The sequence below is a fragment of the Ideonella sp. P3_A4 genome (assembly GCF_056403075.1).
The window spans coordinates 1-10833 of the sequence record NZ_JBFUGE010000198.1; the positions used below are offsets into that span (position 1 = coordinate 1).

The following is a 10833-nucleotide window of genomic DNA, read 5'->3' on the forward strand; positions in this document are numbered from 1 at the left end:
ATGTCGGTCACGCATGTCGGTCACGCCCATCACCTCGAACACCGCGCGCATCGGGCCGCCAGCGATGATGCCGGTACCAGCCGGGGCCGGTGCCATCAGCACCTTCGCAGCACCGTGCTCGCCTTCCACCTTGTGGAAGATCGTGCCGTTCTTCAGGGCGACCTTGACCATGCCGCGGCGAGCCGCTTCCATGGCCTTTTGCACCGACACCGGCACTTCCTTGGCCTTGCCCTTGCCCATGCCGATGCGACCATCGCCGTCACCGACCACGGTCAGCGCCGCGAAGCTCAGCGTACGACCACCCTTGACAACCTTGGTGACGCGGTTGACCGCGATCATCTTTTCCTTCAGGCCGTCGTCGTTGCCTTCGGTCTGCGCGCGGGGTTGAAACTTTGCCATGTTGCTATTCCTTCGCCGCTATCAGAACTGGAGACCGGCTTCACGCGCGGCTTCCGCCAGCGCCTTCACGCGGCCGTGGTAGGCGAAACCAGCGCGGTCGAAAGCGACCTTCTCGACGCCAGCAGCCTTGGCCTTCTCGGCGATGCGCTTGCCCACCAGGGCCGCTGCGGCGGCACTGCCACCGTTGCCGGCCAACTGGTCGCGCAAGTCCTTCTCGACCGTCGAGGCCGAGGCAACGACGCGCGTGCCGTCTTCCGACATCACGTTGGCGTAGATGTGCAGGTTCGAGCGGAAGACCGTCAGACGAGCGACGCCTTGCTTGGCAATGCGCTCGCGCGTTTGACGCGAGCGACGCAGACGCTGTTCTTTCTTGTTCAGCATGGTGTCGCTCCTTACTTCTTCTTGGTCTCTTTGAGGACCACGCGCTCATCGGAGTAGCGGATGCCCTTGCCCTTGTAGGGCTCAGGCGGCCGGATGGCGCGGACCTCGGCGGCGATCTGGCCCACGACCTGACGGTCGGCGCCCTTGATCACGATTTCGGTCGGGGTCGCCGTCGTCACGGTGATGCCGGCAGGCATGTCCTTGACGACCGGGTGCGAGAAACCAATCTGCAGATTCAGTTTCTGACCCTGGGCTTGGGCACGAAAGCCCACGCCGACCAGGTTCAACTTCTTCTCGAAGCCTTTGCTGACGCCGTTGACCATGTTGGCCACCAGCGCACGCATCGTGCCGCTCATGGCATTGGCTTCGGCGGAATCATTGGCCGGTGCAAATTGCAGCGAGCCAGCTTCGTTCTTGACAGTCACCAGCGCGTTCACAGAGCGCACCAGGGTGCCATTGGCGCCCTTCACGGTGATCTGGTCGGCGGCGACCTTCACGTCCACGCCTTGCGGGACGGTGATCGGCATTTTTCCAACGCGGGACATTGCTCGACTCCTTCCCTTAGGCCACGTAGCACAGCACTTCGCCACCGACACCGGCGGCTCGTGCTTTGCGGTCGGTCATCACGCCCTTGGGCGTGGTGACGATAGCAACACCCAGGCCATTCATGACCTGCGGGATCGCATCACGACCGCGGTAGATGCGCAGGCCAGGACGGCTGACGCGCTCGATGCGCTCGATGACGGGACGACCGGCGTAGTACTTCAGGCCGATCTCGAGTTCGTTCTTGCCGCTGTCACCCTTGATGGCGAAGGTATCGATATACCCCTCGTCCTTCAGCACCTGCGCGATCGCGACCTTGAGTTTGGACGCCGGCATGGTCACCGAGGTCTTCTCAACGGCTTGCGCGTTGCGGATGCGGGTCAGCATGTCGGCGATAGGATCACTCATGCTCATGGTGTTTTCTCCTTGTCGCCTCGATTACCAGCTGGCCTTGATCACGCCAGGAATGTCGCCCTTGAAGGCGAGCTCGCGGATCTTGTTACGGGCCAGACCGAACTTGCGGAACGTACCGCGGGGACGACCCGTCAACTCGCAACGGTTGCGCAAGCGGGTCGGGTTGGCGTTGCGCGGAAGCTTCTGCAGCTCGAGACGGGCAGCGTAGCGCTCGTCGTCGGACTTCTTGGCGTCGTCGATGATCGCCTTCAGTTCGGCGTACTTCTTTGCATACTTGGCGACCAGCTTTTCGCGCTTGTCTTCACGCTGCATGAGAGAGGTTTTTGCCATGTTGGGTAGCCTCAGTTCTTGAACGGGAAGCGGAACGCAGCGAGCAGTGCCTTGCACTCGTCGTCGGTCTTCGCGGTGGTCGTGAAGGAAATGTTCATGCCACGGATCGCGTCGATCTTGTCGTACTCGATTTCCGGGAAGATGATCTGTTCCTTGACGCCGATGTTGTAGTTGCCACGGCCGTCGAACGAGCGACCGGAGATACCACGGAAGTCACGCACTCGCGGCAGCGCCACGGTGACGAAACGGTCCAGGAATTCGAACATGCGGGCACCGCGCAGCGTGACCATGCAGCCGATCGGCACACCGTCTCGGATCTTGAACCCGGCGATCGCCTTCTTCGACTTGGTGACCACGGGCTTCTGGCCGGCGATCTTGGTCAGGTCGCCGACGGCGTGGTCCATGACCTTCTTGTCTGCCACCGCTTCGCTGACACCCATGTTCAGGGTGATCTTGGTCAGGCGCGGCACTTCCATCACCGACTGGTAGCCAAACTTGGCCATCATGTCGGGCACGACCTTCTCTTGATAGAAGGCATGCAGGCGCGCAACGATCGCGGCTTTTTGCTGTTGACTCATGCTCGCGCTCCTCAGGCCTTGATCTCTTCGCCGCTGGACTTGAAGACGCGAACGCCGTTGTCCTTGGTCTTGCGGGATTCTTGATCGGCCTTGCTCAGCAACTTGATACCGACGCGATCGGCTTTACCGGTCGCCGGGTTGAAGATGGCCACGTTGGACTGGTGGATCGGCATCGTCTTGTCGATCACGCCACCGGTCGTGCCCTTCAGCGGGTTCGGCTTGACGTGCTTCTTGACCATGTTGATGCCCTCGACCACCAGATGGTCCGCATCAACGCGCTCGATCACCGCACCGCGCTTGCCTTTGTCGCGGCCGGTCAACACCACGACCTGGTCGCCTTTGCGAATCTTGTTCATCGCGTTTCCTTTACTCGTGGCAAGTGCTTCAGAGCACTTCCGGCGCCAGCGACACGATCTTCATGAAGCGCTCGGAGCGCAGTTCGCGCGTCACGGGGCCGAAGATGCGGGTGCCGATCGGCTCCAGCTTGGCATTCAACAGCACGGCGGCGTTGCCGTCGAACTTGATCAGCGATCCGTCCTGGCGACGCACGCCCTTGGCGGTGCGCACGACCACGGCGCTGTAGACCTCGCCCTTCTTGACGCGGCCACGCGGTGCGGCTTCCTTGATCGACACCTTGATGATGTCGCCAATGCCTGCATACCGGCGCTTGGAACCACCCAGCACCTTGATGCACATGACGGACTTCGCGCCCGTGTTGTCAGCGACGTCAAGTCGCGATTGCATTTGGATCATTTGTGTCCCCAACTTGTCCCGTCGCGCCCGTCGGAGAGAAGGCGCATCGGTCAGTCTTGGGCCCGTCAGCCACCACCTCGAGTTGACCTCAGGCAGCGTCTGTTTGGGCGGATCCGGCACCCGACCCGCACGAACGTGCAAGCCGAATTCCGGCGAAGCTGTAGATTATGCTGGGTGCCGAAGCGTATGTCAAGCGCTTCGCTCGCCCATTCTTCAATATCGAGCCAACGCGCTCAGCGGGCAGCCTCGGCTTGGCGCAGCATCGTCGCCGCGTCACTGACCTCGAACTTCCCGGGCGCTTCGATGTTCAGTGTCTTGACGACGCCGTCGACGACCAGCATCGAGTAGCGCTGCGAGCGTTGGCCCATGCCACCAGCCGACAGGTCGAGCGTCAGGCCGGTGGCGCGGGTGAAGTCACCGCTGCCGTCGGCCATCATGCGCACCTTGCCGCCGGTCTTCTGATCACGACCCCAGGCCCCCATCACGAACGCGTCGTTGACCGACACGCACCAGATCTCGTCGACACCCGCAGCCTTCAGCGCATCGAATTGCGCCACGTAGCCTGGCACATGCTTGGCCGAACAGGTGGGGGTGAAGGCGCCAGGCAGTGCGAACAGCGCGATCGTCTTGCCGGCCGTCGCTTTTTCGATGTCGAAGGCATTCGGGCCGAGCGAGCAGCCATCGCCCTCGACTTCGATGAATTCCTTCAGGGTGCCGGCGGGCAGCTTGTCTCCAACCTTGATCATGGGTTCTCCTCGTGAGGACAGTGCGGAGCGCAACAAAAGCAAAACGGCCGGGCGCCAGTATTCCAGCGTTCCGGCCGTTCATCGCCGCGCGGGGCACAAGACCCCTTCACGGCGCGTGACTCGACAGTCTTAGACCAGACGGGCCTTTTCGACCAGACGGGTCACGACCCAGTTCTTGGTCTTGGACAGCGGGCGGGTCTCCGCGATCTCGACCATGTCGCCCGTGTGGTACTCACCCTTTTCGTCATGGGCGTGGTACTTGCGCGAGCGGGCCACGATCTTGCCGTAGAGCTCGTGCGCGGTACGGCGCTCGACCAGCACGGTGACCGTCTTGGAGCGCTTGTCGCTGACGACCTTGCCGACCAGGGTGCGGGTGTTCTTGGTCGTCGCTTCTTGAGCTTGCGTCATTTGGCGGCTTCCTTCTTCTTCTGGGCCAGGATGGTCTTGGCGCGGGCGATGTCGCGGCGAGTCTCGCCCAGCGTTGCCGTGTTCGACAGCTGCTGGGTGCCCTTTTGCATACGCAGGCCGAAGTGCGCCTTCAGGAGGTCGGTGACCTCCTTCTCGAGCGCGGCCACGTCCTTGGCGCGCAGTTCAGATGCTTTCATGGTGCTTTCCTTTTCAGGCGCCGATCTGGCGAGCCACGAAGGTGCAACGCAGCGGCAGCTTCGCAGCGGCCAGCGTGAACGCTTCGCGCGCCAGTTCTTCGGGAACGCCGTTGATTTCGTACAGCACCTTGCCCGGCTGGATCTCGGCGACGTAGTACTCGGGGTTGCCCTTGCCGTTACCCATCCGGACTTCAGCAGGCTTCTGCGAAATCGGCTTGTCCGGGAAGATGCGGATGAAGATGCGGCCACCGCGCTTGATGTGGCGCGAAATGGCACGACGGGCCGCTTCGATCTGGCGGGCGGTCAGACGACCACGCTCGGTGGCCTTCAGACCGAAATCGCCGAACGACACGTTGGCGCCGCGGGTAGCGACGCCGGTGTTACGGCCCTTCTGTTCCTTGCGGAACTTGCGACGTGCTGGTTGCAGCATGCTTATTCTCCTTTGCCTTCGCCGCCAGCGGTCGGCGCGGCGACTTTGCGCACACGCTTGACAGCCGGAGCGGCCGGGGCGGCAGCACCACCTTCGGCAGGCTTGTCAGCACCCAGGCGCGGAGCGCCACGGTCGCCACGATCACCGCCCGGACGGCCACGACCGGTCGGGGCGCCCGGACGAGCCGGACGACGGGGGCGACGCTCTTCTTCTTGACCCTCGGGCTTGGCCACCGGGGTCTCGCCAGCGCCCAGACGGTCACCGCGGTAGACCCAGACCTTGACGCCGATGACGCCGTAAGTGGTCTTGGCTTCCGAAAAGCCGTAGTCGATGTCGGCCTTCAGGGTGTGAAGGGGCACGCGGCCTTCGCGGTACCACTCGGTACGTGCGATTTCGATGCCGTTCAGGCGGCCGGCGGACATGATCTTGATGCCCTGAGCGCCCAGGCGCATCGCGTTCTGCATCGCACGCTTCATCGCGCGGCGGAACATGATGCGCTTTTCCAGCTGCTGGGTGATCGAGTCGGCGATCAGCTGAGCATCGATTTCGGGCTTGCGCACTTCCTCGATGTTCACTGCCACCGGCACGCCCAGGCGGCGGGTCAGTTCGGCCTTCAGGTTCTCGATGTCCTCGCCCTTCTTGCCAATCACGACGCCCGGACGAGCCGAGTAAATCGTGATGYGGGCGTTCTTGGCGGGGCGCTCGATCAGGATGCGCGAGACGGCGGCGTTCTTCAGACGCGTCTTCAGGTAGTCGCGAACCGCCAGGTCTTCGGCCAGCATSGTSGCGAAGTTGCGGCTGTTCGCGTACCAGCGCGACGCCCAGGCACGGGTGACGGGCAGGCGGAAGCCGGTCGGATGGATTTTTTGTCCCATGGTCTTCCTCAGTTCCCCACGGTCACGTAGATGTGGCAGGTGCCCTTGCTGATGCGATTGCCACGGCCCTTGGCACGGGCCGAGAAACGCTTCAGCGTGGCGCCTTGCTCCACGTAGATCGAGGTGACCTTCAGTTCGTCGATGTCGGCGCCGTCGTTGTGCTCGGCGTTCGCGATCGCGGACTCCAGCGCCTTCTTGACGATGCCGGCGGCCTTCTTCTGCGTGAAGCTCAGGATGTTCAGCGCCTGGTCGACGCGCTTGCCGCGCACCAGGTCAGCCACCAGCCGACCCTTGTCGGCCGACAGGCGAACACCACGAACGATTGCTTTGGTTTCCATCGTCGTGTCCTTTTACTTCTTGGCCTTTTTGTCCGCGGGGTGACCCTTGAACGTACGGGTCAGTGCGAACTCGCCGAGCTTGTGGCCGACCATCTGGTCGGTCACATACACCGGCACGTGCTGCTTGCCGTTGTGCACGGCAATGGTCAGGCCGATGAAGTCGGGCAGGATGGTCGAACGACGCGACCAGGTCTTGATCGGCTTCTTGTCCTTCGTGGTCACGGCCTTGTCGGCCTTGGCCAGAAGGTGGTGGTCCACAAACGGACCCTTCTTGAGTGAACGTGCCATGTCTTACGGCCTCACTTCTTGCGACGCGAGACGATGAACGTCTGCGTGCGCTTGTTGTTCCGCGTGCGGTAACCCTTGGTCAGCGTGTTCCACGGCGACACCGGGGCTTGACCTTCGCCGGTACGGCCTTCGCCGCCGCCGTGCGGGTGGTCCACCGGGTTCATCGCGACACCGCGCACGGTCGGGCGGATGCCCTTCCAGCGGATGGCGCCGGCCTTGCCGTATTGGCGCAGGTTGTGCTCTTCATTCGACACCTCGCCGATCGTGGCGCGGCAGTCGATGTGGATCTTGCGCACTTCACCCGAGCGCAGGCGGACCTGCGAGTAGGTGCCTTCACGCGCCATCAGCGTCACCGAGGTGCCGGCCGAGCGGGCGATCTGGGCACCCTTGCCAGGCAGCATCTCGACGCAGTGGATGGTCGAGCCGACAGGGATGTTGCGAATCGGCAGCGTGTTGCCCGCCTTGATCGGCGCTTCAGCGCCGCTCAGGATGGTGGAGCCGACTTCCAGACCGCGCGGGGCGATGATGTAGCGGCGCTCGCCATCGGCGTAGCACACCAGTGCGATGTGCGCCGTGCGGTTCGGGTCGTACTCGATGCGCTCAACCTTGGCCGGGATGCCGTCCTTGTTGCGCTTGAAGTCGACCACACGGTAGTGGTGCTTGTGACCACCGCCCTTGTGACGGATGGTGATGTGACCGTTGTTGTTGCGGCCGGCATTCTGCTTCTGGGGTTCCAGCAGCGAAGCTTCCGGCGCGCCCTTGTGCAGGTGCGGGTGCACCACCTTCACGACGGCACGGCGGCCGGCGGAGGTCGGTTTGACTTTGACGACTGGCATGATTTACGCAGCCTCCCCGGAGAAGTTGAGCTCTTGGCCCGCCTTCAGCGAGACATAGGCCTTCTTGACGTGGTCACGACGGCCGACCGAGCGACCGAAGCGCTTGACCTTGCCCTTGACGTTGACCACCGACACGGCCTCGACTTCGACCTTGAACAGCAGTTCGACTGCGGCCTTGATCTCAAGCTTGGTGGCGTCGCGCTGCACCTTGAACAGCACCTGGTTGTGCTTCTCGGCGACCTGCGTGGCCTTTTCGGACACGATCGGGGCGATCAGCACCTGGGCCAGGCGGCCCTCTTTGGCCTTCACGGGGCCGGGATTGATACGGCTGCTCATGCGAACATCTCCTTGAGCTGCTCGATCGCGGCCTTGGTCACCAGCACCTTCTTGTAGAAGACCAGTGACAGCGGATCGGCGTAGCGCGGCTCGACAACCAGCACATTGGGCAGGTTGCGCGAAGCCAGGATCAGGTTGTCGTCGACGGTGTCGGCGATCACCATCACCGAGTCCAGGCCCATGGCCTTGAACTTGGCGGCCAGCAGCTTGGTCTTGGGCGCCTCGACGGTCAGCGAGTCGACCACCGCCAGGCGGCCGTCACGGGCCAGCTGCGACAGGATCGCGGCCATGCCGGCGCGGTACATCTTCTTGTTGACCTTGTGCGAGAAGTTCTCGTCAGGGCTGTTCGGGAAGATCCGACCACCCCCGCGCCACAGCGGCGACGAGGTCATACCGGCGCGAGCGCGGCCGGTGCCCTTCTGGCGGAACGGCTTCTTGGTCGAGTGGTGAACTTCGGCGCGGGTCAGCTGCTTGCGGGTGCCCTGGCGTGCGTTGGCCTGGTAGGCCACGACGATCTGGTGCACCAGCGCTTCGTTGTAGTCGCGCGCGAACACGGTGTCAGGCGCGTCCACCTTCGAGGTGGCCTGGCCTTGTTCGTTCAGGAGCTCGAGTTGCATCAGTTGGCTCCCTTCTTGACCTTCACCTTGACGGCGGGACGCACGACCACATGGCCGTTCTTGGCGCCCGGCACCGCGCCACGCACCAGCAGCAGCTGGCGGGCTTCGTCGATGCGAATCACGTCGAGGTTCTGGGTCGTGACGGTCACGTCGCCCAGGTGGCCGGACATCTTCTTGCCCGGAAACACGCGGCCCGGGTCCTGAGCCATCGAGATCGAGCCCGGCACGTTGTGCGAACGGCTGTTACCGTGCGACGCGCGCTGCGAGCTGAAATTGTGGCGCTTGATGGTGCCCGTGAAGCCCTTACCGATCGAAGTGCCCTGCACGTCGACCTTCTCGCCGGCGGCGAACAGGGTGACCGGCACGGTGGCGCCAGCCTTGTATTCGGCGGCCACCTCAGCGGCGACGCGGAATTCCTTCAGGACTTCACCGGCTTCAACGCCCGCTTTCGCGAGGTGGCCAGCTTCAGGCTTGGACACGCGCGATGCTTTGCGGGTGCCGAACGCCACTTGAATGGCGCTGTAGCCGTCGGTCTCAACGGTCTTGACCTGAGCCACGCGGTTGTTGGACACGTCGAGCACAGTCACGGRAACGGCGTCGCCGTCGTCCGTGAACACGCGCATCATGCCCACCTTGCGGCCCAGCAATCCGAGGCGATTGCTAAGACTCATGGTTTTACTCCGCCCCTCGCCACTCAAACGGTGACCAAAGGGCTGGTTACACGACCCGACATCGATTGGCCGGGCTGACTAATGGAAAACGGGTGACTGAAGCTTTGACACTTCTGTCACCCACTTCCGGGAAAGCTCGCGAGTATAACAGTTGCGGGCGAACCCGCAACCGCTGTCATCACGAGGAAGCCGCTTACTGCAGCTTGATTTCGACGTCCACGCCGGCCGGCAGATCCAGCTTCATCAGCGCGTCGACGGTCTTGTCGGTCGGGTCGACGATGTCCATCAGGCGCTGGTGCGTGCGGATCTCGAACTGGTCGCGCGAGGTCTTGTTGACGTGCGGCGAACGCAGGATGTCGAAACGCTGCATGCGGGTCGGCAGGGGCACCGGGCCCTTGACGATCGCGCCGGTGCGCTTGGCGGTGTCAACGATTTCCAGCGCCGATTGGTCGATCAGCTTGTAGTCGAAGGCTTTCAGGCGAATGCGGATCTTTTGCTTTTGCATGGTGGCCGCCTTACTCGATGATCTTGGCGACGACGCCGGCACCGACGGTGCGGCCACCTTCACGGATGGCGAAGCGCAGGCCTTCTTCCATCGCGATCGGGGCGATCAGCTTCACGGTGATGCTGACGTTGTCGCCAGGCATGACCATTTCCTTGTCCTTCGGCAGCTCCACCGCGCCGGTCACGTCCGTCGTGCGGAAGTAGAACTGCGGGCGGTAATTGTTGAAGAACGGCGTGTGGCGGCCGCCCTCTTCCTTCGACAGCACGTAGATCTCGGCCGTGAAGTGGGTGTGCGGCTTGACGCTGCCCGGCTTGCACAGCACTTGGCCGCGCTGCACGTCTTCRCGCTTGGTGCCGCGCAGCAGRATRCCSACGTTGTCGCCRGCTTGACCTTGGTCCAGCAGCTTGCGGAACATTTCCACGCCGGTGCAGGTGGTCTTCTGGGTCGCMKWGATRCCGACGATTTCGATTTCTTCGCCGACCTTGACCACGCCGCGCTCGATRCGGCCGGTCACGACGGTGCCGCGGCCAGAGATCGAGAACACGTCTTCGACGGGCATCAGGAAGGTGCCGTCGATGGCGCGCTCAGGCGTCGGGATGTAGCTGTCCAGCGCGTCGGCCAGGCGCATGATGGCCTGTTCGCCCAGGTCGCCCTTGTCGCCTTCCATCGCCAGCTTGGCCGAACCCTTGATGATCGGGGTGTCGTCGCCGGGGAAGTCGTACTTGCTGAGCAGTTCGCGCACTTCCATTTCGACCAGCTCGAGCAGCTCGGCRTCGTCGACCATGTCGCACTTGTTCAGGAACACGATGATGTACGGCACGCCGACCTGGCGGGCCAGCAGGATGTGCTCGCGGGTCTGGGGCATCGGGCCGTCAGCGGCCGAGCACACCAGGATCGCGCCGTCCATCTGGGCGGCGCCGGTGATCATGTTCTTGACGTAGTCGGCGTGGCCCGGGCAGTCCACGTGAGCGTAGTGGCGGTTGGCCGTTTCGTACTCGACGTGCGCSGTGTTGATCGTGATGCCGCGTGCCTTTTCTTCCGGCGCCGCGTCGATCTGGTCGTAGGCCTTGGCCTCGCCGCCGAACTTCGTCGACAGCACCGTCGTGATCGCCGCCGTCAGCGTCGTCTTGCCATGGTCCACGTGACCAATCGTGCCCACGTTCACGTGCGGCTTGGTCCGTTCAAACT

The 10833-nt window shown here is 63.3% G+C and carries 21 protein-coding genes; all 21 read right to left on the reverse strand.

Annotated elements, in window-relative coordinates:
* Window positions 1-399, reverse strand: a 399-nt coding sequence (locus AC1DYI_RS17615) for a 30S ribosomal protein S5 (RefSeq protein ID WP_477205435.1), incomplete at its 3' end; no start/stop codon positions are given.
* A 21-nt stretch (window positions 400-420) separates the two neighbouring features.
* Complete coding sequence (gene rplR, locus AC1DYI_RS17620) at window positions 421-780, reverse strand: 50S ribosomal protein L18 (protein ID WP_477205436.1); 360 nt, start codon at window positions 778-780, stop codon at window positions 421-423.
* 11 nt (window positions 781-791) lie between these two features.
* Window positions 792-1325 (reverse strand): 50S ribosomal protein L6, encoded by a 534-nt coding sequence (rplF, locus tag AC1DYI_RS17625; protein ID WP_477205437.1) that lies wholly within the window; start codon window positions 1323-1325, stop codon window positions 792-794.
* Window positions 1326-1341: 16 nt separating this feature from the next.
* Entirely contained in the window at window positions 1342-1737 is a 396-nt protein-coding gene (rpsH, locus tag AC1DYI_RS17630) for a 30S ribosomal protein S8 (protein WP_477205438.1), read from the reverse strand.
* A 24-nt stretch (window positions 1738-1761) separates the two neighbouring features.
* Entirely contained in the window at window positions 1762-2067 is a 306-nt protein-coding gene (gene rpsN, locus AC1DYI_RS17635) for a 30S ribosomal protein S14 (protein ID WP_477205439.1), read from the reverse strand.
* An 11-nt stretch (window positions 2068-2078) separates the two neighbouring features.
* Window positions 2079-2645, reverse strand: a complete 567-nt coding sequence (gene rplE / locus AC1DYI_RS17640) for a 50S ribosomal protein L5 (protein WP_477205440.1) — start codon at window positions 2643-2645, stop codon at window positions 2079-2081.
* An 11-nt stretch (window positions 2646-2656) separates the two neighbouring features.
* Window positions 2657-3001 (reverse strand): 50S ribosomal protein L24, encoded by a 345-nt coding sequence (gene rplX / locus AC1DYI_RS17645; RefSeq protein ID WP_329718963.1) that lies wholly within the window; start codon window positions 2999-3001, stop codon window positions 2657-2659.
* A gap of 28 nt (window positions 3002-3029) precedes the next feature.
* Window positions 3030-3398, reverse strand: a complete 369-nt coding sequence (gene rplN, locus AC1DYI_RS17650; protein ID WP_058086622.1) for a 50S ribosomal protein L14 — start codon at window positions 3396-3398, stop codon at window positions 3030-3032.
* Between the two features lie 233 nt (window positions 3399-3631).
* Window positions 3632-4144: a redoxin family protein gene (locus AC1DYI_RS17655; protein WP_477205441.1), complete on the reverse strand. Its 513-nt coding sequence runs from the start codon at window positions 4142-4144 to the stop codon at window positions 3632-3634.
* A 129-nt stretch (window positions 4145-4273) separates the two neighbouring features.
* Complete coding sequence (gene rpsQ / locus AC1DYI_RS17660) at window positions 4274-4552, reverse strand: 30S ribosomal protein S17 (RefSeq protein ID WP_477205442.1); 279 nt, start codon at window positions 4550-4552, stop codon at window positions 4274-4276.
* On the reverse strand, window positions 4549-4749 hold the full coding sequence (rpmC, locus tag AC1DYI_RS17665; protein ID WP_329718957.1) for a 50S ribosomal protein L29: 201 nt from the start codon (window positions 4747-4749) through the stop codon (window positions 4549-4551). The genes rpsQ and rpmC overlap by 4 nt, the downstream gene beginning before the upstream one ends.
* A gap of 13 nt (window positions 4750-4762) precedes the next feature.
* A complete protein-coding gene (rplP, locus tag AC1DYI_RS17670) occupies window positions 4763-5179 on the reverse strand; it encodes a 50S ribosomal protein L16 (protein WP_329718955.1) in 417 nt (138 codons plus the stop codon).
* 2 nt (window positions 5180-5181) lie between these two features.
* Entirely contained in the window at window positions 5182-6054 is an 873-nt protein-coding gene (gene rpsC / locus AC1DYI_RS17675; protein ID WP_477205443.1) for a 30S ribosomal protein S3, read from the reverse strand.
* Window positions 6055-6062: 8 nt separating this feature from the next.
* Window positions 6063-6392: a 50S ribosomal protein L22 gene (gene rplV, locus AC1DYI_RS17680; RefSeq protein ID WP_329718951.1), complete on the reverse strand. Its 330-nt coding sequence runs from the start codon at window positions 6390-6392 to the stop codon at window positions 6063-6065.
* A 12-nt stretch (window positions 6393-6404) separates the two neighbouring features.
* A complete protein-coding gene (rpsS, locus tag AC1DYI_RS17685) occupies window positions 6405-6680 on the reverse strand; it encodes a 30S ribosomal protein S19 (RefSeq protein ID WP_329718949.1) in 276 nt (91 codons plus the stop codon).
* A gap of 11 nt (window positions 6681-6691) precedes the next feature.
* Window positions 6692-7516, reverse strand: coding sequence for a 50S ribosomal protein L2 (rplB, locus tag AC1DYI_RS17690; protein WP_477205444.1), 825 nt, complete (start codon window positions 7514-7516; stop codon window positions 6692-6694).
* 3 nt (window positions 7517-7519) lie between these two features.
* Window positions 7520-7852, reverse strand: a complete 333-nt coding sequence (gene rplW / locus AC1DYI_RS17695) for a 50S ribosomal protein L23 (RefSeq protein ID WP_477205445.1) — start codon at window positions 7850-7852, stop codon at window positions 7520-7522.
* Window positions 7849-8469 carry a 50S ribosomal protein L4 gene (gene rplD / locus AC1DYI_RS17700; protein ID WP_477205446.1) on the reverse strand — a complete coding sequence of 207 codons (621 nt, stop codon included), beginning with the start codon at window positions 8467-8469 and terminating at the stop codon, window positions 7849-7851. The genes rplW and rplD overlap by 4 nt, the downstream gene beginning before the upstream one ends.
* A complete protein-coding gene (gene rplC, locus AC1DYI_RS17705) occupies window positions 8469-9140 on the reverse strand; it encodes a 50S ribosomal protein L3 (protein ID WP_477205448.1) in 672 nt (223 codons plus the stop codon). The genes rplD and rplC overlap by 1 nt, the downstream gene beginning before the upstream one ends.
* 193 nt (window positions 9141-9333) lie before the next feature.
* Window positions 9334-9645, reverse strand: coding sequence for a 30S ribosomal protein S10 (rpsJ, locus tag AC1DYI_RS17710; protein ID WP_019561663.1), 312 nt, complete (start codon window positions 9643-9645; stop codon window positions 9334-9336).
* Window positions 9646-9655: 10 nt separating this feature from the next.
* The coding region (gene tuf / locus AC1DYI_RS17715) for an elongation factor Tu (RefSeq protein ID WP_477205447.1) at window positions 9656-10833 on the reverse strand (1178 nt) is incomplete at its 5' end.